Origin of the sequence: Kitasatospora indigofera (genome assembly GCF_014655955.1) — a bacterium.
GTDB lineage: Bacteria > Actinomycetota > Actinomycetes > Streptomycetales > Streptomycetaceae > Kitasatospora > Kitasatospora indigofera.
The window spans coordinates 1-22,980 of record NZ_BNBO01000003.1; the positions used below are offsets into that span (position 1 = coordinate 1).

The 22,980-nt window shown below is 72.8% G+C and carries 14 protein-coding genes; 8 read left to right on the forward strand and 6 right to left on the reverse strand.

The features are described from left to right. Positions 1-500: Scr1 family TA system antitoxin-like transcriptional regulator (locus IE329_RS03835; protein ID WP_190209369.1), on the reverse strand; the 500-nt coding region annotated here is incomplete at its 3' end. A 264-nt stretch (positions 501-764) separates the two neighbouring features. Here IE329_RS03835 and IE329_RS03840 point away from each other — a divergent pair. After that, entirely contained in the window at positions 765-1,238 is a 474-nt protein-coding gene (locus IE329_RS03840) for an ATP-binding protein (RefSeq protein WP_190209370.1), read from the forward strand. Further along, the gene (locus tag IE329_RS03845) at positions 1,235-1,564 is read left to right on the forward strand and encodes an SH2 domain-containing protein (protein WP_190209371.1); all 330 of its coding nucleotides are present in this window, start codon (positions 1,235-1,237) and stop codon (positions 1,562-1,564) included. The genes IE329_RS03840 and IE329_RS03845 overlap by 4 nt, the downstream gene beginning before the upstream one ends. 392 nt (positions 1,565-1,956) lie before the next feature. Here the strand turns inward: IE329_RS03845 and IE329_RS03850 are convergent, their stop codons facing one another. From IE329_RS03850 to IE329_RS03865, 4 genes are all read right to left on the reverse strand, one after another. Continuing rightward, positions 1,957-2,496, reverse strand: a complete 540-nt coding sequence (locus IE329_RS03850; RefSeq protein WP_229927150.1) for an ATP-binding protein — start codon at positions 2,494-2,496, stop codon at positions 1,957-1,959. Between the two features lie 146 nt (positions 2,497-2,642). Continuing rightward, a complete protein-coding gene (locus IE329_RS03855) occupies positions 2,643-3,899 on the reverse strand; it encodes a L,D-transpeptidase (protein ID WP_229927151.1) in 1,257 nt (418 codons plus the stop codon). A gap of 259 nt (positions 3,900-4,158) precedes the next feature. Further along, entirely contained in the window at positions 4,159-5,424 is a 1,266-nt protein-coding gene (locus IE329_RS03860) for a L,D-transpeptidase (protein WP_229927152.1), read from the reverse strand. Positions 5,425-5,590: 166 nt separating this feature from the next. After that, positions 5,591-7,003 carry a L,D-transpeptidase gene (locus tag IE329_RS03865; protein ID WP_190209372.1) on the reverse strand — a complete coding sequence of 471 codons (1,413 nt, stop codon included), beginning with the start codon at positions 7,001-7,003 and terminating at the stop codon, positions 5,591-5,593. Positions 7,004-7,307: 304 nt separating this feature from the next. Here IE329_RS03865 and glgX point away from each other — a divergent pair, with 304 nt between their 5' ends. From glgX to IE329_RS03880, 3 genes are all read left to right on the forward strand, one after another. Further along, on the forward strand, positions 7,308-9,584 hold the full coding sequence (gene glgX, locus IE329_RS03870) for a glycogen debranching protein GlgX (protein ID WP_190209373.1): 2,277 nt from the start codon (positions 7,308-7,310) through the stop codon (positions 9,582-9,584). A 220-nt stretch (positions 9,585-9,804) separates the two neighbouring features. After that, a complete protein-coding gene (locus tag IE329_RS03875) occupies positions 9,805-11,730 on the forward strand; it encodes an ABC transporter ATP-binding protein (protein ID WP_190209374.1) in 1,926 nt (641 codons plus the stop codon). Then, positions 11,727-13,592 carry an ABC transporter ATP-binding protein gene (locus IE329_RS03880; protein WP_190209375.1) on the forward strand — a complete coding sequence of 622 codons (1,866 nt, stop codon included), beginning with the start codon at positions 11,727-11,729 and terminating at the stop codon, positions 13,590-13,592. Before IE329_RS03875 ends, IE329_RS03880 begins: the two co-directional genes overlap by 4 nt. A gap of 135 nt (positions 13,593-13,727) precedes the next feature. On the opposite strand, the gene glgP is transcribed toward IE329_RS03880, so the two are convergent. Further along, complete coding sequence (gene glgP, locus IE329_RS03885; protein ID WP_190209376.1) at positions 13,728-16,421, reverse strand: alpha-glucan family phosphorylase; 2,694 nt, start codon at positions 16,419-16,421, stop codon at positions 13,728-13,730. A 1,014-nt stretch (positions 16,422-17,435) separates the two neighbouring features. On the opposite strand from glgP, the gene IE329_RS03890 reads away from it, so the two are divergent. From IE329_RS03890 to IE329_RS03900, 3 genes are all read left to right on the forward strand, one after another. Then, complete coding sequence (locus tag IE329_RS03890) at positions 17,436-19,391, forward strand: alpha-1,4-glucan--maltose-1-phosphate maltosyltransferase (protein WP_190209578.1); 1,956 nt, start codon at positions 17,436-17,438, stop codon at positions 19,389-19,391. After that, the gene (gene treS / locus IE329_RS03895; protein WP_190209377.1) at positions 19,388-21,118 is read left to right on the forward strand and encodes a maltose alpha-D-glucosyltransferase; all 1,731 of its coding nucleotides are present in this window, start codon (positions 19,388-19,390) and stop codon (positions 21,116-21,118) included. The genes IE329_RS03890 and treS overlap by 4 nt, the downstream gene beginning before the upstream one ends. Before the next feature lie 235 nt (positions 21,119-21,353). Further along, on the forward strand, positions 21,354-22,844 hold the full coding sequence (locus IE329_RS03900) for a maltokinase N-terminal cap-like domain-containing protein (RefSeq protein ID WP_190209378.1): 1,491 nt from the start codon (positions 21,354-21,356) through the stop codon (positions 22,842-22,844). Positions 22,845-22,980 lie beyond the last annotated feature (136 nt).

Consider the following 22,980-nt stretch of genomic DNA (forward strand, 5'->3'; position numbering starts at 1 on the left):
CGCCAATCGGGACAAAGACACGCCACCAGCGAGTACACCTGACCAAGCCCTACTACCAGTGCGCTCACAACGTCAGGCGAAGCCTCGGGCCGGAGTTGCCGGATCAGAGCTCGTGCGTAGTCCGCCGTCTGGAGAAGCCCCGGGATCAGTGAAGCCTCGAAGTTCCGGACCGACACCGCCTCCGCCTCGAAGCTGATGAAGGAGGCGTAACGCTGGGAGATCACGTCGGAGTACGGCTGCCACCACACCCGTCGCTTGTCCTCCCGAGCGAGTGTCGAAAGGGCTTCGCGAGTCTCCGGGTCAGCGACCTCGTAGACGTCCAGGAGCTTCCCGACTTCGGTCCCACGCACGCCGTATCGACCGGTCTCCAGACGACTGACCTTCGACGGGTGCCAACCCAACCGGGACGCGACCTCATCGGCTTTCAGATTGAGCCCTTCCCTGATCCTCCGGAGCTCTGAACCGAGCATCCGGCGGCGCACCGTGGGTGCTGCAGGCATGACCCGCCTCCCCTCATCGCACTGATCCGTCGCAGCACAGTCTGTCGCGCGGCAGAGGCTTCGTCATCCATTTCAAAGTGCACGTGCACTTTGAATGACTCACTTGCGCCCGCCGAGCAACAAGCGCCATGCTACTCAAGGTGGCGATCTCGTCGACACAGCGTGACCATCAATCGCCGCTGCCGGGCATCCCTATGCCTGAACTGCCCTCCGTGGCTCAATCCCTCCGGCCATTCGCCGAGTACACCCGAAAGGGGCTCCGCCATGCCCGAAACCCTCCGGCCCACCCCGTCCGCCGTCACCGAACAGACCTGCTGGCTGCCGCGCCGCCGCAGATCCGCCGGAGCGGCCCGCCGGCTGCTGCGGGCGTTCCTCTCCGGGCACGAGGGCGGCGAACACTACGTCGAGGTGGCCGAGTTGCTGCTCAGCGAGCTGGTCACGAACGCGATCGAGCACGCCCATGTACCGGCCGACCGCCTGATCATGGTCCACTTCGCGCTCGCCGAGGGACGACTGCGGATCGAGGTCCACGACCCCGGCGACCATCACCTCGACACCGGTGCGGCCGTCGCCCTGCCCGCACCGGACGAGGAATCCGGACGCGGACTGTGGCTGGTGCGCCACCTGTCGGACCAGTGGGGCTGCCAGGCCCGTACGAGCGGCATCGGCAAGGCCGTCTGGTGCACGGTCGCCCCAGCCCCCTCCAGCACCCCGACCGCCCGCAGGAGCGCCGCATGACCTCCTGCCCCGGCCCCAGCACCGACGGAGCGGTCTACGTCGAGATCGAGGACGTGGCTGCCCCCGCCCGGTTCGAGCACCTCCCGGACGCCCTCGCCGCGCTCTGGCGCTCGCTGCGCGAACTCCCGCTCGGGGCCGACCAGTCCGACGCCTTCGAGTACTTCCTCACCCGGCGCGAGGCCGCCGCCCGGGTCCGCGAGTTCCTCGTCCGGGACGGGTCGCTCACCCTCACCCTGCGGATGGACGGCCGCCTGCACTCCGTCCTGATCCGCCCGGACGGGGAGGACCGGGCCCGCCCCCGCCCGACGACGCACCCCATGCTGTGACCGGCCCACCGGGCCGCCGCCACGGATCACGCCGCAGGGCCGGGGAAGAGCAGCCGCCAACCAGCGGCCGAGCCACCCCGCCGAAGGTGAACAATCAAAGGCCTGCATGCGAGTTCATGCGCGCAGCAAAGGTGAACTAGGTTACAAACCTTCCAATCCAAGCTGTCCGGTTTGCTCACATCCTGAGACGCATGCGATAGTCGAAGCAGTCCGGGGCGTGACGACGCCCCGGGCGCGAACCACGGCCGTCCCCGACCTGGCGCGGCCGTCCCCATTGCGCGGTACGCACCCCCTTGACCGGCGCGATGACCTGCACGGGCCTCCACGCCGCACCACGGCGACGGGGGCCCTGCGTGTTTTCCGGGGCGGGACGAACGCTTGCGCCGACGGCGTCAGCCGCGCTCGCGGATCTTCAGCTCGAACCAGACGGCCTTGCCGCGCGGCAGCAGGTCGGCGCCCCAGCGGTCCGCCAGGTCGTCCACCAGTTGCAGGCCGTAGCCGGCCTCGCCGCCCGGCTCGGCGACGATCCGGCAGGGCAGGGCCCGCGAGGAGTCCCGGACCTCCACCCGCAGCCAGCCGGCCCGGCGCTGCACCTGGAGGCCGACGGTCCGGCCGGCGGCGTGGCGGACGGCGTTCGCGATCAGCTCGCCGGCCAACAGCTCGCCGGCCTCCAGCAGTTGGTGCAGGCCCCAGGACTGCAGGACGGACAGGACCAACCGCCTGGCCACCGAGGCCGACTGGGGCCGGGAGGGCAGCACCACCTCGTCGGACCCGTCCTGCTCGCACATCCGGCCGAAGTAGACCTGCTCCAGCTCGGTCGGGCTGAGCCGCTCCAGGGCCGCCAGCGCCAGGGGCCGGTGCTCCGACGAGGCGTCACCCAGCAGACCGGACCCAGGATGTGATGACTGTTCCGCTTCGCCCCATCCCGCCATGCGCCCATCATTGCGGAACGCATGCGGCCGCGTACGGACAATGAGCAAACAATCACTATTCGAGGGGCATATGCCGACAGCAAGCGTCCGAAACGGCACTGCCGGGCACCCCGCGAGGGGTACCCGGCAGTCGTGCGCGCCGTCCGCTACCAGGAACCCCAGGGCAGGTTCCAGCCGCTGAGGCCGTTGTCCGGCTCCACCTGGCCGCGCTTGGAGTTCTGCACCGTGACCACGTCGCCGACCAGCGAGGAATCGTAGAACTTCCCCGCCACGGTGCCGGCGCCGCCGCCCTTCACGTCCTGGAGGCCGACGCAGCCGTGGCTGGTGTTGTCCTCGCCGAAGGAGTGGCCCCAGTAGTTGCCGTGCACGTAGGTGCCGGTGTCGGTGAGCCGCATCGAGTGCGGCACCATCAGGTCGTACGGCTCGCCGGTCATCCCCGGGAGGGTGCTGGAGCGCATGTTCACCACGCCCTCCTTCGCGGAGATCACCATCGTCCCGTTCCAGGTCGGGTGCTCGGGCGAGCCCGAGGTGATCGGCATGACGGAGGTCTGGCCGTCCCGCACCACGGTCATCAGGTGGGTGTTCGCGTCCACCGTGGAGACCTGCGAGCGGCCGATGGTGAACGGCTCGTCGCGGTCCACCCCGCCGTACACGCCGGGCGCGATCTCCACGCTCTTCAGCCGGTAGTGCACGGTGACCTTGGTGCCGGGCTTCCAGTACGCCTCGGGGCGCAGGTCCAGCCGGCGGTCGCCGAACCAGTGGCCCTTGACCACGGTGCCGTTGTCGGTCTCGAAGGTGATGCCCTTCGCCACCTCGGCCTTGTTCTTCACGTCCTTGTCGAAGGCCACCGACAGGATCATGCCGACCCCGTAGGTCTCGCCGTCGGAGATGTTGTCGGTGGGCGAGGCCTCGCTCTGCGGCGTCAGGGTGGTGAATCCGCTCTCCGCCGTGGCCGGCACCCCGGCCGCGTCGGAGGCCTGCGCGCTGACCCGGTACGCCGTGCCGACGGCCAGCGGCGCGGCCGGCGTCCAGGCGGCGCCGTCGGCGGTGGCGGCCCCCGGTATCTCCCGGCCGTCCTTGTCGGTGACCTTGACGGCGGTGAGCTTGCCGCCCGCCACCGAGACCCGCAGCGCGCCCGGGGCCACGCCCTCGGCGCCGTTCTTCGGGGTGATGTCCAGCACCGCCGCCGAGACCTTCGGCTGTGGCTGCTCCGACCGCGCGCCGGCCGGCGCCGAGGCGCCACCGCCCGCTCCGCCGGCCCCGCCCAGTGCCGCCCCCGCGGGGGGCTGCGAGCCGCCCCCGCCGCCCCCGCCGCACGCGGTGGCCAGCACCAGCACCCCGCCCAGCACCACGGCGGCCGCTGCCCTGCGTATCGGCCCGACGGGCCTGCGTATCGACTCCACGGCCGACTCCCTCCCTTGATCCCCAGCTGACTACACGCCGCGTGTCCGGGAAAAGTTGCGCCCGTCTCCCGACCGTTACCGCGGGGGTGGAGAACCGTTGCCGCAGCGGTGGGGAACCGTTTCCGCGGACCGGTTGCCGGACCGCCCGGCGGCGCCGGCCGCCGCCCCTGACCGGCCCGGAACGCGAACGACCGGGCCGGTCCCCCTCGGCGGGGGGCCGGCCCGGTCGCGGTACCGGGGTCACGCTCGCGAACAGGGGTTACCAGTTCTTGAAGTCCATCGTCCAGCCGCTGAGGCCGTTGTCCGGCTTCACGGTGGCGCTGGTGGAGTTCTTGATCGTGACCGGGTCGCCGATCATCGAGTCGTTGAAGAACTTGCCCGCCACCGAGGTGTCGCTGCCGCCCTGGACGTCCTGCATGGAGACGCAGCCGTGGCTGGCGTTGCTCTTGCCGAACGGGTTGGCCCAGTAGTTGCCGTGCACGAAGGTGCCGGAGTCGGTCAGCCGCATGGCGTGCGGGACGTCCTGGATGTCGTACTCCGCGCCCAGGCCGACGGTCTGGGAGTTCATCCGGGTGACCTTCTCCTTGCTGGAGATCACCATGGTGCCGTTCCAGGACGGGTTCTTGGCGTCGCCCAGCGTGACCGGCAGGACGGTCGACTTGCCGTCGCGCACCACGGTCATCTGGTGCGTGGCGGAGTCCGCGGTGGAGACCTGCGAGCGGCCGATCACGAACGGCTCGTCCTTGTCCACGTCACCGTAGATGCCGGGCGCCACCTCGACGTTCTTGAGGCGGTACTTGATCGTCACCTTGGTGCCGGGGTTCCAGTACTTCTCCGGCCGGAAGTCCAGCCGCTGGCTGCCGAACCAGTGGCCCTTGACGGTGGTGCCGTCGCTGGCCACGAAGGTGATGCCGTTCAGCACCGCGTCCTGGTTCTTGATCGCCTTGTTGAACTTCACCGAGACGATCATGCCGACGCCGTACGTGGCGTTGTCGGCGATGTTGTCGTTGGTGGAGACGGTCTTCGCCGGCGTCAGCGTGGTGAACGTGGTGGTCGACGCGGACACCAGCCCGGCCGGGTCGGTCGCCTGGACGTTCACCTTGTACGCCATGCCCACGGTCAGCGCGCCCGAGGGCGCCCAGCCGAGGCCGTCCGCGGTGATCGCGCCGGCCACCGCCTTGCCGTCCTTGTCGGTCACCTCGACCGTGGTCAGCTTGCCGCCGGTGACGCCCACCTTGACGCCGTTGGTCGGGTTGACGTCGACGGCGCCGTCCTTGGGCTCGACGTTCAGCACCGCGGTGGAGGCCTTGGGGGTCTCCTGCGAGGGCGTGGCCGCCCCGCCCGTGGCACCGCCGGTCGCGGCCGTGTCGTTGCTCCCCCCGCCGGCGGCGGTGCCGCCGCCGCCGTTCGACGAACAGGCGGCCCCCAGCAGCAGCACACCGCCCATCATCACCGCCACGGCGCCACGGCGCCCTCGGTGGTTGGTCCTACGTATAGCGGCGTTGCCCGCCTGAACCGGCTTCACTCGGTCTCTCCCCTCCCGGTATCCACCCTGAATACACGCGCTGGTGCCCGGAAGGGTTGCACCGGGAGCAGATCTTCTCCATACCGGGCCCCGGGGGCGAGGAGCAGGATAGCCGGGGACGATGAGTGAATCTTCGGCGGGAGCCGGGTGCCTGCCGGGTGCCTGCTCAGTGAAGCGCAGGCGAGCCGCTGGACACTCCGGACGCCGGTGCCGTACCGGTCGTACCGGAGGTACCGGGCGTACCGGGCACGCCGGGCGACGGCCTCCTCCCGGCAGCCGCGGGCGAGGCCGGGGGCGATGCGGGCGAGGCGGGTGCGGGCGAGGGCGACGCGGGCGACGGCGACGCGGCGGGCACCGGCGTGGCCGGGCCGCCCGGGCGGAGCGCGCTGCCCGTCAGCCACTGGTCCCAGGGCATGTTCCAGCCGTTCAGCCCGTTGTGCGGCGGCACCGCCTCGCCCGCCGAGCCGCGGACCTCGATCACGTCCCCGGTGAGGGTGTGCTCGAACAGCCAGCCCGCCGGGGTCTCGCCCGTCCCGCCGCCCTTGGCGTCGGCCAGGCCGATGCAGCCGTGACTGGTGTTGTCGTTGCCGAAGACCTCCGGGTCGGCCCAGTAGTTGCCGTGGACGAAGGTGCCGGAGGTGGTCAGCCGCATCGCGTGCGGGACGTCCTTGATGTCGTACTCGTCGCCGAGGCCCACCGTCTGCGAGTTCATCCGGGTGACCTTGAACTTCTCCGAGACCACCATCGCGCCGAGGTAGGTGCTGTGCTCGGGCGCGCCGCCGGAGATCTTCAGCTGCCGCACCACCTTGCCGCCCTGGCGGACGGTGAGCGTGTGCGCGTCCAGGTCGACCACGCTGACCTGGGAGCGGCCGACGGTGAAGCGGACGTCCTTGGTCTGCGTCCCCAGCTCGCCGGGCGCGCCCTGCACGCCCTTGAAGCGCAGCGCCACGCCGACCTTCGTCCCCGGCGCCCAGTACCGCTCCGGGCGGAAGTCCAGCCGCTGGTCGCCGAACCAGTGCGCGGCCACCGGCACGGCCGGCTCGGCGGTGACCCGGACCGCCCGCTCCACCGCCGCGCGGTCCGCGATCGGACGGCTGAAGCGCAGCGAGACGGGCATCCCCACGCCGACCGTGCTGCCGTCCTCCGGGGTGAAGAAGGCCACGAAGGTGCGGGCCTTGGCGATCGTGCTGAACTTGGTGTGCCGGGTGGCGCGGGCGCCGTCGTGGTCCACCGCGGAGGCGTCCAGCGAGAAGGTGCCGCCCAGCGGCAGCAGGCCGTCCGGCCTCCAGGAGGCGCCGTCCTCGGCGAGCGTGCCGGGCAGCTCGGCGCCCTTGTTGTCCCGGAACCGGACGGACTCCAGCCGCCCGCCGGGGGCGACGGTCACCTTCACCGGCCCCTCCGGGGCGACCTCCCGGCTGCCGTCGCCGGGGGTCACCAGGATCACCGGCCGGGAGGACGGCGGCGGCGGGGCCGGGTCGCCCCCGCCGCCGCCCGGTGCCCCGCTCCCGGCGCAGCCGGTGAGCAGGCAGAGCCCGAAGGCGGCCGCCCGCCGTGCCCAAACCCGCAGTCCGGGGCGCATCCGGCCTCCCGCTGTGTCCGTCGTCCGCCTGCTCGCCGCCGTCCGGCAGGCGGTCCGACGACGGACCCTCACCAACCGCCCGTTCGCCAGCGTAAGGGTCCAACCGCTCGATACCGGGCATAACGACCGCGACCCCGGCAGGACACGAACCGGGCCCCGCGGACGGCCTACGCCGTCCGGGCGCGTCCGGGGGCAGAATCGTTCACGGTCCGTCACAAGATGATCCGCCACGTGACAGCGGCATCCGATCAGGGAACAAGTGTGGGACGGGGTACGGGACACCCCGTACTGGGAGGGTGCGGCCATGACGGCAGGGCAGGAGCTGGGACCAGGCGCGCGACCGGAGGACGCGGCCGACCGGGGCCGGGCCGGGCCGCGCGCCGCACCACCCGCGGGCGCCGGCCCCGCGACCCCCTGGCCGGGCAGCTGGCAGCCGCTCGGCGCCCGCTTCCGCACCGGGCCCGACGGCGCCCGGGGCACGAACTTCGCGCTCTGGGCGGCCGGCGCCGAGGCCGTCGACGTCTGCCTGTTCGACGAGGACGGGCAGGAGAGCCGGCACCGGCTGACCGAGCAGAACTTCCAGACCTGGCACGGCTACCTGCCCGACGTGCTGCCCGGCACCCGTTACGGCTTCCGGGTGCACGGCCGCTGGGACCCGTGGACCGGCGCCCGCTGGAACCCGGCGAAGCTGCTGCTCGACCCGTACGCCCGGGCCGTCGACGGCGACTACACCGCCCACGACGCCACCTGCGGCTCGGTCCGCGACTGGCCCGAGCGCGAGGTCGCCGACACCGTCCGGGACAACCGCGACTCCGCCGCGTACGTGCCCAAGGCCGTGGTGGTGCACGACGACGACGACTGGTACGACGACCAGCGCCCGAAGACCCCCTGGGCCGAGACGGTGCTCTACGAGGTGCACGTCCGCGGCTTCACCATGCGCCACCCCGGCGTGCCGCCCGAGCTGCGCGGCACCTACGCCGGGCTCGGCCACCCCGCCGCGATCGAGCACCTGACCGGCCTCGGCGTCACCGCCGTCGAACTGCTGCCCGTCCACCAGTACGCCAGCGAGGACCACCTCCAGGCCCGCGGGCTCACCAACTACTGGGGCTACAACAGCATCGGCTACTTCGCGCCGCACGCCGGCTACTCGTCCTCCGGCAGCCGCGGGCAGCAGGTCGGCGAGTTCAAGCGGATGGTCCGGGCCCTGCACGCGGCCGGCATCGAGGTCATCCTCGACGTGGTCTACAACCACACCGCCGAGGCCGGCGAGCTGGGGCCCACCCTCTCGCTGCGCGGCATCGACAACGCCGGGTACTACCGCCTCCCGCCGAACCGCCGGCGCGGCTACGCGGACTACACCGGCTGCGGCAACACCCTGGACACCCGTCAGCCGCAGACCGTCCGGCTGATCACCGACTCGCTGCGCTACTGGGTCACCGAGATGGGCGTGGACGGGTTCCGCTTCGACCTCGCCGCCGCCCTCGCCCGGGGCAGCGACGGCGTCGAGATGCACCACCCCTTCCTCGCCGCCGTCTCCCAGGACCCGGTGCTGAGCCGGGTCAAGCTGATCGCCGAGCCCTGGGACGTCGGCGCCGGCGGCTACCAGGTCGGCGGGTTCCCGCCGCTCTGGGCCGAGTGGAACGACAAGTACCGCGACACCGTCCGCGACTTCTGGCGCGGCGCCCGCCCGGACGTCCGCGAGCTCGGCTACCGGCTCTCCGGCTCCTCCGACCTCTACCAGCGCGGCGGCCGGCGCCCCTACGCCTCCGTCAACTTCGTCACCGCCCACGACGGCTTCACCCTGCGCGACCTGGTCAGCTACCACCAGAAGCACAACGAGGCCAACGGCGAGGACAACCGGGACGGCACCAACGACAACCGGTCCTGGAACTGCGGCGCCGAGGGCGAGAGCGACGATCCGGCCGTCCGGGAGCTGCGCCGGCGCCAGCTGCGCAACCTGCTCGCCACCCTGCTGCTCTCCACCGGCGTCCCGATGCTCACCGCCGGCGACGAGCTGGGCCGCACCCAGGGCGGCAACAACAACGCCTACTGCCAGGACAACGAGGTCAGCTGGCTGGACTGGTCGCTGCTGGACGACCCCGGCTGGCGCTCCCTGCGCGACCTCACCGCCCGGCTGGTCCGGCTCCGCCGCGACCACCCCGTGCTGCGCCAGCGGGCCTTCTTCTCCGGCCGGGCCGCCGCACCGGACGGCCGGCCCGACCTGGCCTGGTTCGGGCCCAAGGGCCGGGAGATGACCGAGGCGGACTGGTTCGCCCCCACCACCGGCCTCGGCATGCTGCTCTCCGGGGCCGCGATGTCGGAGCGCGACCAGCGCGGCCGGCCGCTGCGCGACGACAGCTTCCTGCTGCTGCTCAACGCCGGCGACCGCGAGCTGCCGTTCACCCTGCCCGGCGGCGCCCGGACCACCGGCTACGAGAGCGTCCTCGACACCTCGCTGCCGGACCAGTCCGCGCCGCCCGCCGCCCACCACCCCGCGGCGGCCGCGCTGCCGCTGCCGGCCCGCTCGCTGCACCTGCTGCGACTGCTCCCGGCCTCCGCCAACGGCGACCACCCGCGCTGACCGGCCGCGACGGCCGGCCGCACTGACCGGCCGCGGTGACCGGTCAGCACGGGTGGTCGCCGGCGGCACGAGGGCAGGGCGGGACGGGGGCCGGGCGGGGGCGGGCCGCCGGGGTGGCCGGTTCCCGCCGCCGCCGGACCCCCGCCGGGTGGCCGGTTCTCGCCGACAGGGGCAAAAAACCTGGTGAGAAATGACCGTGCACCGACTTACCCTCACCACGATGGCCGAGAACCAAGAGTCCACGCTGCCGCAGTCGCCACCCCGACCGGAGCAGGAGGACCCGGACCCACCCACCCCGCGGTCCGGGCAACCTCCCCGCAGCAGCCCCGCGACCGCGCCCGAGCACCGGTCGACGGTCCGGTCCCTGCTGCGCCTGTGGCCCTACGCCCGGGTGATCCGCTGGCGGCTGGCCGCCTCGATCTCCGCGGCGCTCGTCGCCATGCTCAGCGTGCTGGTCGTGCCGCTGGTGCTCGGCCGGATCGTGGACGGCCCGATCGCCCATCACGACCTGTCCGCGCTCTGGCCGCTCGCCGGCGCGCTGCTGCTGCTCGGCCTGGTCGAGGCCGGCCTCTTCTACACCAGGCGGGTGGTCCTGGCCGGCCCGCTGGCCGGGCTGGAGACCGCCATGCGCGGCGACCTCTACGCCAAGCTCCAGCGGCTCCCGGTCTCCTTCCACGACCGCTGGGCATCCGGCCAGCTGCTCTCCCGGGCCACCTCCGACATGTTCACCATGCGGCTGTTCCTGGCCTTCCCGTTGGTCTTCCTGGTCGTCAACTCGCTGATGTTCGCCGCCGGCACGGCCGTGATGTTCGTCCTGGACTGGCGGCTGGCCCTGATCACCCTGCTGCCCGCGGTGCCGCTGATCGTGCTGACCCGGCACTTCGAGTCCGGCTACTCGCTGGCCGCCCGCCGCGCCCAGGACCAGACCGGCGACCTCGCCACCGTGATCGAGGAGTCCGTCCTCGGCATCCGGATCCTCAAGGCCTTCGGCCGGCACCGGACGATGGCCGAGCGGTTCCGCAGCCAGACCCACGAGCTGCGCGAGACCGAGCTGCACAAGGCCGGCCTGCTGGCCAACCTGTGGGCCGTCATCGTCGGCCTGCCGGAGCTGGCGCTCGGCTGCGCGCTGGCCGTCGGCGCCTACCTGGTCGCCCAGGACGAGCTGACCACCGGCACCCTGGTGGCCTTCCTCTCCACCGCGCTCGCCCTGCGCTGGCCGGTCGAGTCGCTCGGCTGGCTGCTCGCCTACGCGAACGAGGCGGCGACCGCCACCGACCGATACTTCGAGGTGCTGGACGAGCCGGAGGACGGCGGCGCCCCGGCCCCGGCCGCCAAGGCCGACGCCACCGCTGCCACCGCCACCGCCACCGCCACCGCAGGCACGGACGAGGGCATCCGGCTCACCGGCGTCCGGTTCCGTTACCCCGACGCCCCCGACGACACCCCCGACCTGCTGTGCGGGATCGACCTGCACGTCCGCCGCGGCGAGACGATGGCCCTGGTCGGCGCGACCGGCAGCGGCAAGACCACGCTGACGGCGCTGCTGCCCCGTCTCTACGAGGCGACCGGCGGCACCATCACCCTGGACGGCCGGGACATCCGCGAGATCCCCCGGGCCCGGCTGCGCGAGCTGGTCTCGGTGGCCTTCGAGGAGCCCACCCTGTTCTCCGCCTCGGTCGGGGAGAACGTCCTGATGGGCGCCCCCGACGCCTCCCCCGAGCAGCTGCGCCGGGCGCTCGACACGGCCCAGGCCGACTTCGTCGAGCGGCTCCCGGCCGGCACCGAGACCCAGGTCGGCGAGCAGGGCCTGAGCCTGTCGGGCGGTCAGCGGCAGCGGCTCGCCCTGGCCCGGGCCGTGGTCGGCGACCCGGCCTTCCTGGTCCTGGACGACCCGCTGTCCGCCCTGGACGTGCACACCGAGGCGCTGGTCGAGCAGGCCCTGCGCGAGGTGCTCGGCTCCACCACCGCGCTGGTGGTGGCACACCGCCCGAGCACCGTCCTGCTGGCCGACCGGGTGGCCGTGCTGGCCGACGGCCGGATCGCCGCCGTCGGCACCCACCAGGAGCTGCTGCGGTCCTGCGCCGTCTACCGCGAACTCATGTCGGGCGAGGCCGCCCCCGTGCTGGAAGGAAGCCCCGCCCGATGAGCACCACCACCGTCCGGCCGGCGAAGGGGTCCCGGGAGCCCGGGGAGCAGCCGGACCCGCCCGAGGCCGAGCTGCTCCCGCCGCCCTCCGACGACGAGGACATCCCCGTCCCGCCCGGCGCGGCCCGCACGCTGCTGGCCGCACTGCTCGGCCCGCACCGGGGCAGGATCACCCTGGCCATGCTGGTCATCCTGGTCCAGCAGGCCGCCCTGCAGGCCGGCCCGCTGCTGGTGGCCATCACCATGGACCGGGCCGTCCCGGCGCTGCGCGACCACGACAGCGGCCCGCTGATCGCCGTGATCGGCGCGTACCTGGGCTGCGCCGCGCTGAGCACCGTGCTGCAGCGCGCCTTCATCCGGATGAGCGCCCGGATCAACCAGGACATCCTGCTGGAGCTGCGCGGCCGGATCTTCCGGCACGCCCAGCGGCTCAGCCTGGACTTCCACGAGCGCTACACCTCGGGCCGGATCACCTCCCGGGCCACCAGTGACGTGGACGCCCTGCGCGAGCTGCTCTCGGAGGGCCTGCAGGAGCTGCTGACGGTCTTCCTGTCGGTGTTCTACATCTCGGTGCTGCTGCTGGTGATGGACTGGCGCCTCGGCCTGGTCTCGCTGGTCTCCTTCCTGCCGCTGTACCTGATCACCCGGTCCTTCCGGCGGCGCTCGCTGCGGGTCTACCGGCGTTCGCGCACCGCGACGGCCACCCTGATCGTGAAGTTCACCGAGACCATGAACGGCATCCGCCCGGTCCAGGCCTTCCGCCGGGAGGCCGCCAACGAGGCGGCCTTCGGTGTGCTCAACCGCCGGTCGGCGACCGCCCAGGCGGAGGGGTTCCGCGAGCTGGCCCGCTTCGTCGGGCTCTCCAGGACCACCGCCAACGTCTGGGTCACCGGCGTCGTGGTGCTGGGCGCCTTCCTGGTCACCGACGGCAGCCTGGAGCTCGGCGTGCTCACCGGCTTCGTGCTCTACCTGCGCCGGCTGTACGACCCGATCGACCAGCTGGCGATGTTCCTGAACAGCTACCAGTCGGCGGCCGCCGCCCTGGAGAAGATCGCCGGCCTGCTCGCCCACGAGCCGACCGTCGCCGAGCCGGCCGCGCCGGTGACCTTGCCGGCCGGCACCGGCACCGGGCGGGAGGTCGCCTTCCGGGGCACCCGGTTCGCCTACCGGACCGGCAAGGAGGTGCTGCCGGCCTTCGACCTGGTGCTGCCGGCCGGGCGGACCACCGCCGTGGTCGGCGCCACCGGCGCGGGCAAGTCGACGCTGGCCAAGCTGCTCGCCCGGTTCTACGACCCGACCGAGGGCCGGATCACCCTGGACGGCGTGGACCTGCGCGACCTGTCCACCGCCGACCTGCGGCGCGGGGTGGTGATGGTGACCCAGGAGTCCTTCCTGTTCTCCGGGACGGTCGCCGAGAACATCGCCATCGGCCGGCCCGGCGCCACCCGCGAGGAGGTCGAGCAGGCGGCCCGGGCGATCGGCGCGTACGACTTCGTGGCCGCCCTGCCGGAGGGCTTCGACACCGACGTCCGCAAGCGCGGCGGGCGGATCTCGGCCGGCCAGCGGCAGCTGGTCGCCTTCGCCCGGGCGCTGCTGGCCGACCCGGCGGTGCTGATCCTGGACGAGGCGACCTCCTCGCTGGACGTCCCGGGCGAGCAGGCCGTGCAACGCGCCATGCGGACGGTGCTGGCCGGCCGGACGGCCGTGATCATCGCCCACCGGCTCTCCACCGTGGAGATCGCCGACCGGGTGCTGGTGATGGAGCAGGGCCGGATCGTCGAGGACGGCACCCCCGCCGAGCTGATCGGCGGTACGGGCCGGTTCGCCGACCTGCACCAGGCCTGGCGGGCCAGCCTGGTCTGATCCGGGCCCGCCGCGGGCCCGGCCGGGCGGGGGCTCCCCCCGGGCCGGCCGCCCCGGCCGGCCCCGGACATGCCGGAGGGCGCCGGGCCCCTGTGCGGGCCCGGCGCCCTCCGGTCGTTCCGTTCCGCGGTGCGGTCAGCGCAGCAGGCCGGTGTCCATCCCGGCCGACTCCGCCGGCAGCGCCACCAGGCCCAGCTCGGCCGGGGAGGCCAGCAGCGGGTGGGCCGGCAGCACCCGGACGGTGTAGCCGAAGGGACCGGTCCGGCTGAGCTCCAGCTGGCCCTCGTAGCGCGTCCGGCCGTCGAGGTCGGGGCCGCCGGCCGGCTTGAGCGCCAGCAGGGCGGCGTCCGAGATGCCGTCCCGCTCGTCCACCCGGCCGGAGACCACCTGGACCTCCACGTCGGCCGGCTCCAGCGGGCCGAGCGAGACCTGCACCCGGAGCGACAGCGCGCTGCCCAGCTCCTGCGCCTCGTCCGGGCACTCGGCCTCGACGTGCTCCACCCGGACGGCCGGCCAGGCCTGGCGGACCTTGGCCTTCCACTCGGCGAGGGCCCGGGCCCCGGCGTAACCGGCGCCGCCCGCCACGGGGGCGGCCAGCTCGCGCTGGGCCAGCGCGGCCGGCGTGTAGAGCCGCTCCACGTACTCCCGGACCATCCGGCCCGCCAGCACCTTGGGCCCGAGGGTGACCAGGGTGTGCCGGACCATCGCGATCCAGCGGTGCGGCAGGCCGTCCGCGCCCCGGTCGTAGAAGCGCGCCGCCACCTGGTGCTCGATCAGGTCGTACAGGGCGGCGGACTCGATGTCGTCGCGGCGCTCGGCCTCCGCGCTCTCCGGGTCCAGCACGCTGCCGACGCCGTCGGCGGTGGGGATCGCCCAGCCGTTCTGGCCGTCGTACCACTCGTCCCACCAGCCGTCCAGGACGGACAGGTTCAGGCAGCCGTTCAGGGCGGCCTTCATCCCGGACGTCCCGCAGGCCTCCAGCGGCCGCAGCGGGTTGTTCAGCCAGACGTCGCAGCCGGGGTAGAGCCGCTGGGCCATCGCCATGTCGTAGTCGGGCAGGAAGACGATCCGGTGGCGGACCGCCGGGTCGTCGGCGAAGGCGACCATCTGCTGGATCAGCCGCTTGCCGCCGTCGTCGGCCGGGTGCGCCTTGCCGGCCACTACGATCTGCACCGGCCGGGTCGGGTGCAGCAGCAGGGCGCGCAGCCGCTCCTGGTCGCGCAGCATCAGGGTGAGCCGCTTGTACGAGGGCACCCGGCGGGCGAAGCCGATGGTGAGCACGTCCGGGTCGAGCACCGAGCCGACCCAGCCCAGCTCGGCGTCGCCGGCGCCGCGCTGGCGCCAGGAGGTGCGCACCCGGGACCTGGCCTCGTCCACCAGCTGGGCCCGCAGGGCGCGCCGCAGCTCCCAGATCTCGCTGTTGCCGATCCGCTCCAGGCCCGTCCAGCGCTTGGTCTCGCCGGTGGTCATGGCGTCCTCGGCGCGCTCGGTGCCGATCTCGGCCGCGCCGAGCCGCACCACCGCCGGGTCGATCCAGGTCGGCGCGTGCACGCCGTTGGTGACCGAGGCGATCGGCACCTCGGCCGCGTCGAAGCCCGGCCAGAGGCCGTTGAACATCGACCGGCTGACCTCACCGTGCAGGGTGGAGACGCCGTTGGCGCGCTGCGCCAGCCGCAGGCCCATGGCCGCCATGTTGAACAGCTTGGGGTCGCCGCCGCGCCAGCTCTCGGCGCCGAGCGCCAGCACCTGCTCGACCGGGACGCCGGCCAGCGCCGCGTCACCCGTGAAGTGGCGGGCCACCAGGTCGCGGTCGAAGCGGTCGATGCCGGCCGGGACGGGCGTGTGGGTGGTGAACAGCGTCCCGGCCCGGACGGCCTCCAGCGCGGCGGCGAAGTCCAGGCCCTCCGCGCCCTCGGCGCCCTTCTCGACTGCGGTGACCAGCTCCCGGATCCGCTCCACCCCGAGGAAGCCGGCGTGGCCCTCGTTGGTGTGGAAGACCTCGGGCGCGGCGTGGCCGGTGAGGCGGCACCAGGTGCGGACGGCGCGGACGCCGCCGATGCCCAGCAGCATCTCCTGGAGCAGCCGGTGCTCGCTGCCGCCGCCGTACAGGCGGTCCGTCACATCGCGCTCGGCGGGCGAGTTGGCCTCGATGTCGGAGTCGAGCAGCAGCAGCGGGACCCGCCCGACCTGGGCCTTCCAGATGTGCGCGGCCAGGGTGCGGCCGGCGGGCAGGGCGAGGTCGATCCGCACCGGGCTGCCGTCCGCCTCGCGGAGCAGACTGACGGCGAGTTCGTCGGGGTCGAGCAGGGGGTAGCGCTCCTGCTGCCAGCCGTCGCGGCTGAGCGACTGGCGGAAGTAGCCGTGCCGGTAGAAGAGGCCGACGCCGATCAGCGGCACGCCGAGGTCGCTGGCGGACTTGAGGTGGTCGCCGGCCAGGATGCCGAGGCCGCCGGAGTACTGCGGGAGCGCGGCGGCGATGCCGTACTCCGGGGAGAAGTAGGCGACCGCGGCGGGCAGCGCGGAACCGTCCTCGGCGGTCTGGTACCAGCGCGGTCCTGACAGGTATTCGCGCAGGTCGTCGGCCTGGTCGCCGAGCCTGCGGAGGAAGCGCCGGTCCGCGGCGAGGGCGGCGAGCCGGGCGGCCGGCACCTCGCCGAGCAGGCGCACCGGGTCCTCCCCGGTGGCGGCCCAGACCTCGGGGTCGACGGAACGGAAGAGGTCTCTGGTCTCCGAGTGCCATGACCAGCGCAGGTTGAGCGCGAGCTCGTGCAACGGCTGGAGTTGTTCGGGCAGGACGGTGCGGACGGTGAATCTGCGGATTGCCTTCACGGCGTGAAGCGTAGACCCGTCATTGGCCCTGATGGTGTGTCACCTGACGTATTGGTGATCCGTTCGGCCTATTGATGAGATCGCATTCAGCGCATTGGGCTGCGCGGGGGGCGCGCGGGGCGCACTTTTCCAAGTCCCGCACCACCAATGCGTGAACACTGTGGAACAGCCTGATTTCCGCTGGCCGATATGCCCCTCGGGTAGTCCGAAAGTGTCTCACTACCGCTGCGTAGGTCTTGTCGGCGGTGTCACTATGAACAAAGGTCGTTGATGCTGCGGGGTGTGCGGCGACGGGTGGCGCCCCCCGACTGCCGCACGCCCGAATCCTTCCGCTTCGACAAACCCTCACCTTCCTTAGCCCATTCGGCCCTAGCCGCGTTTCCGTTGCGTGTCCTCGTGTTGCCTCCGCTCGTTCACGGGTGGGTTGGGTCGCACTGGGGCGCGCCCGGAGAGGCGCGCGCCGGGACGCGCGCGGGCTCTCGGACTCGCGGCCACAGGCACGACGGAGTCGGGCAGGTTGCCGGGTGCGGCGACATGGGCAGGCTCCGGGCGCGGCACGACCTCCCCCCACCCAGCAGTTCTCCCGGTACTCCCCTGGCCCCGGACCGGCCGGCGGGAGCTGCCGCCGATCTCGGGCAGGAGTTTGGCATGCACGGCGACACGCGGGACCAGTCCACACCGGTGGCCGACACACTCGACGCGGCGCTCGCGGAATCCGCCGAACGGGTGGAATCCGACGGCCAGTCGGACGCGGCGATGCCCAAACCCCGGGCCGCCGCGGCGCCCCGGCCCCAGCGGGCGGCCACCGGCCGAGAACCCGCGGCCGACGAGGCCCGGCCCGCGACCCCGCGCAAACGCGCCACCCGTTCGGCGGACGGCCCGGCCGGCCCGGCCCGGGCGGCGGCGCGGACCACCACCGGGGCGGCCGCCCGGAGCGCCGCGCCGAGCGCGAGCACGCCCCGGAAGACCACCACCCGGAAGACCTCCGCCCGTAAGACGACAGAGAGCGACACCGTGATCGGCCGCATCCCCGTCCTGGACGTCAGCCCCCTCGTCGACGCCGGCCGCCGGCCCGCCAAGGCGGTGGTCGGCGAGGCCTTCGAGGTCACCGCGACCGTGTTCCGCGAGGGCCACGACGCGGTCAACGCCAACGTGGTGCTGCGCGACCCGCGCGGCCGCAGCGGACCCTGGACACCGATGCGGGAGCTGGCCCCCGGCACCGACCGCTGGGGCGCCGTCGTGACGCCGACCGCCACGGGCCGCTGGTCCTTCCTGGTCGAGGCCTGGAGCGACCCGGTGGCCACCTGGCGCAAGGCCGCCGCGGTGAAGCTGCCGGCCGGCATCGACACCGCGCTGGTCCTGGAGGAGGGCGCGCAGCTGCTGGAGCGCGCCGCCGCGGGCGTCCCGAAGAAGGACGGCCGCGCGCACGTCCTGGCGGCCGTGGACGCGCTCCGCGACCCCGGCCTGCCGCCGCTGTCCCGGCTGGCCGCCGCGCTGGTCCCCGAGGTGACCGAGCTGCTGGCCCGTCACCCGCTGCGGGAGCTGGTCAGCTCGACCCGCCCGATGCCGCTGCAGGTCGACCGCGAGCGGGCCCTGTTCGGCTCCTGGTACGAGTTCTTCCCCCGCTCCGAGGGCGCGGTGGTGGACCCGTCCGGTGTCGAGCCGCCGCGCTCCGGCACCCTGCGCACCGCCGCCGAGCGCCTGCCGGCGGTGGCCGCGATGGGCTTCGACGTGGTGTACCTGCCCCCCGTGCACCCGATCGGCCGGGCCTTCCGCAAGGGCCCGGACAACACCCTGACGGCGGGCCGGCACGACGTCGGCTCCCCCTGGGCGATCGGCTCGCCGGAGGGCGGCCACGACGCGATCCACCCGGACCTCGGCACCATCGAGGACTTCGACCACTTCGTCGCCGAGGCCACCGCCCTGCACCTGGAGGTGGCCCTGGACTTCGCCCTCCAGTGCTCCCCCGACCACCCCTGGGTGAACAAGCACCCGGAATGGTTCAGCCACCGCGTCGACGGCACCATCGCGTACGCCGAGAACCCCCCGAAGAAGTACCAGGACATCTACCCCGTCAACTTCGACCAGGACTTCGACGGCATCGTCAAGGAGACCCTGCGCCTGCTGCGGTTCTGGATGGGCCACGGGGTGCGGATCTTCCGGGTCGACAACCCGCACACCAAACCGGTGGTGTTCTGGGAGAAGGTGCTGGGCGAGATCGCCCGCACCGACCCCGACGTGGTCTTCCTCGCCGAGGCGTTCACCCGGCCGGCCATGATGCACACCCTGGGGAAGATCGGGTTCCACCAGTCGTACACCTACTTCACCTGGCGCACCACCAAGCAGGAACTGACCGAGTACCTCACCGAGCTGTCCGGGGAGCCGGCCGCCTACATGCGGCCCAACTTCTTCGCGAACACCCCGGACATCCTGCCCGAGCACCTGCAGACCGGCGGCCGGGCCGGCTTCGCCGTCCGGGCGGTCCTGGCCGCCACGCTGTCCCCCAGCTACGGCGTGTACGCCGGCTTCGAGCTGTTCGAGAACGAGCCGGCCGAACCGGACTCCGAGGAGTACCTGCACTCGGAGAAGTACGAGCTGCGCCCGCGGGACTGGAACCGCGCCGACTCCCTCGCCCCGCTGCTGACCGTGCTGAACCGGCTCCGCCGGCGGCACCCGGCCCTCCAGCAGCTGCGCGACCTGCGGTTCCACCCCACGGACAACGAGCAGGTGCTGGCCTTCTCCAAGAGCGCGAGCACCGAGGACGGCCTCACCGACCGCGTGATCGTCGTGGTCAACCTGGACCCGCACCACGTCCAGGAGGCCACCGTCACCCTCGACGGCGACGGCCCGTACACCGTGCACGACGAGCTCACCGGCGCCGCCTTCAGCTGGGGCCGGCACAACTACGTCCGGCTCGACCCCTCCGCGGAGCCGGCCCACCTCCTCACGGTTCGGAGGAACCCAGCGTGACAGTGAACGAGCCCGTCCCCGACACCTTCGCCGAGACCTCGAAGAAGGACCTGGACCCGGAGTGGTTCAAACGTGCGGTTTTCTACGAGGTCCTGGTGCGGTCCTTCCAGGACAGCAACGGAGACGGCGTCGGCGACCTCCAGGGGCTCACGTCCAAACTCGACTACCTGCAGTGGCTCGGCGTGGACTGCCTCTGGCTGCCGCCGTTCTTCGCCTCCCCGCTGCGCGACGGCGGCTACGACGTGGCCGACTACAAGTCGGTGCTCCCGGAGTTCGGCGACCTGGCCGACTTCATGGAGTTCGTGGACGCCGCGCACGCCCGCGGCATGCGCGTGATCATCGACTTCGTGATGAACCACACCAGCGACCAGCACCCGTGGTTCCAGGCCTCCCGGGAGGACCCGGACGGCCCGTACGGCGACTTCTACATGTGGGCCGACGACGACAAGCAGTACCCGGACGCCCGGATCATCTTCGTCGACACCGAGACCTCCAACTGGACGTACGACCCGGTGCGCAAGCAGTACTTCTGGCACCGGTTCTTCTCCCACCAGCCGGACCTCAACTACGACAACCCCCGGGTCCAGGAGGAGATGATCGCCGGGCTCCGGTTCTGGCTGGACCTCGGGATCGACGGGTTCCGGCTGGACGCGGTGCCGTACCTGTTCGCCCGGGAGGGCACCAACTGCGAGAACCTCCCGGAGACCCACGAGTTCCTCGCCCGGGTCCGCAAGGAGATCGACGCGGACTACCCGGACACGGTGCTGCTGGCCGAGGCCAACCAGTGGCCGGAGGACGTGGTCGACTACTTCGGCGACTTCGGCTCCGGCGGCGACGAGTGCCACATGGCGTTCCACTTCCCGGTGATGCCGCGGATCTTCATGGCGGTGCGCCGGGAGTCCCGCTACCCGGTCTCGGAGATCCTCGCCAAGACGCCGACCATCCCCGGCGGCTGCCAGTGGGGCATCTTCCTGCGCAACCACGACGAGCTGACCCTGGAGATGGTCACCGACGAGGAGCGCGACTACATGTACGCGGAGTACGCCAAGGACCCGCGGATGCGCGCCAACGTGGGCATCCGCCGGCGCCTGGCGCCGCTGCTGGAGAACGACCGCAACCAGATCGAGCTGTTCACGGCCCTGCTGCTCTCGCTGCCCGGCTCCCCGGTGCTGTACTACGGGGACGAGATCGGCATGGGCGACAACATCTGGCTGGGCGACCGGGACGGCGTGCGCACCCCGATGCAATGGACGCCCGACCGCAACGCGGGTTTCTCCTCCGCCGACCCGGGCAGGCTCAGTCTGCCGCCCATCATGGACCCGGTGTACGGCTATCAGGTGACCAACGTCGAAGCGCAGCAGAGCAGTTCGAGTTCGCTGCTGCACTGGACGCGTCGCATGATCGAGATCCGCAAGCTCAACCCGGCGTTCGGCCTCGGCACCTACACCGAGCTCCCGTCCAGCAACCCCGCGGTCCTGGCCTTCGTGCGCGAGTACGAGGGTGACCTGGTCATGTGCGTGAACAACTTCTCGCGGTTCGCGCAGCCGACCGAACTGGACCTGCGGCGGTACGGAGGCCGGTTCCCGGTCGAGCTGATCGGCGGGGTGCGCTTCCCCTCGATCGGCGAGTGGCCGTACCTGCTCACCCTCGCGGGGCACGGCTTCTACTGGTTCCAGCTCCGCAAGCCGCCCCGCCCCGACGGGGCCCGCCCCACGGGTCTGCAGTAACGGTCCCTCTGGGCCCCAGGGCCCAAGCACTTCGGGGCGCGCGGGAGTTCGCGCCCGCGCCCCCGGAGGTGCCTGCACCACCGCGTACGGAGAACAGCCCAACGGCCCACCACACTATGGCGTGACACCCGAGCCCCGCTCGCGTGCCGTCGCCGCCGCGCAGCCGAAATCCGGAAGACTGACGGGCCCGGCCAGACCCGTCGGGCAGTCGGCCCGCTTCCGGGGAAAGGGAGTCATGTCCGAAACCTCCCGGTCTCAAGCCCATGTGCACCGCGACACCCCTACCGGCACGGCCGTGCCGGCCGGACCGCGGAGCCCCGGGGTACGCAGAACCGCCTTGGGAGTCAGCGAGCTGATCCAGGCAGCGCTGCCGCTGATCACCGATTGGCTCCCCACCCAACGCTGGTACGCCGGCAAGGGGCGCGCCATCACCGGCCTCACGCCGGTGGTCGGCACCCCGCTGCAGGTCGGCGACCCCTCACTGCTGCACCTGCTGCTGCGGGTCGAGCACGGGGCCACCGGCGGCACCCCGCAGGGGGACATCTACCAACTGCTGCTCGGCACCCGCACGGAGGAACCCGCCGGGATCGGCCCGGGCGCCGTGCTCGGCCGGCTCACCCAGGGGCCGTACGACGGCGCCGTGCTCTACGACGCGGTGCACGACCCGGAGCTGACCGGCCGACTGCTGGAGCACCTGGCGACCGGCGACCGGTTCGGCTCGCTGTCCTTCCGCCGCACCCCGGGCCCCGGCCTGCCCGCCAACCTGCCGGGCCGGGCCAGCACCGCCGAGCAGAGCAACAGCTCGGTGATCTACGGGACCTCGCTGATCCTCAAGCTGTTCCGCCGGATCAGCCCCGGCACCAACCCGGACCTCGAACTCTCGCTCGCCCTCTCGCGGGCCGGCTCCACCCGCATCCCGCGGGTCGCCGCCTGGTTCGAGAGCCGGCTGGAGCGCGCCGAGCCGGCCACCCTCGGCCTGCTCCAGCGCTACCTGCCGGACGCCGAGGACGGCTGGGAGCTGGCCCTGGACCAGGTCGGCCGGCTCAAGGGCGACCCGTCCCCCGGCAACTTCGCCATCGAGGCGCACCGGCTCGGCCGGGCCACCGCCGAGGTGCACCGGGTGCTCGCCCGCTCGATGCCGGTGGCCCGCCTGGACCGCACCCAGACCAGACAGCTCGCCACCGCGATGGCCGACCGGCTCGACAGCGCCGTCGCCGCCGTCCCCGGCCTGCTGCGCTACCGCTCCGCACTGCGCAGCGCCTTCCAGCAGCTCGCGGACGCCCACCCGGACGGCATGCCCGTCCAGCGGATCCACGGCGACCTGCACCTGGGCCAGGCGATGCGCACCCCGCAGGGCTGGGTGCTGCTGGACTTCGAGGGCGAGCCCGCGAAGACGGTGGCCGAGCGCCGGGAGCCGCAGACCGCCCTGCGGGACGTCGCCGCGATGCTGCGGTCCTTCGACTACGCCGCCGCGCACCTGCTGGCCGGCGGCCCGGTCGACCCGGAGCTGGCGCACCTGGCGGCGGCCTGGGCCGCCCGCAACCGCACCGCGTACTGCGCGGGGTACACGGCCGGCGGGGGCACCGACCCGGCGGCCTCGCCGGAGCTGATGCGCGCGCTGGAGATCGACAAGGCGGTGTACGAGGTGGTGTACGAGGCCAGGCACCGGCCCAGCTGGCTGCCCATCCCGCTCGCCGCCATCAACCGGCTGGCCCTGACCGTCTGACCCGGCAGCCCGGCCGTCCGTCCCCGGCCGGGCCTCCCACCGCCCCTCCGATCCGTCCCCGCCCGACCGACCGCCCGACCGCCCGACCGCCCGACCGCCCGAATCCTCCGACCGGCCCTGTCCGTCGGCGCCGCTC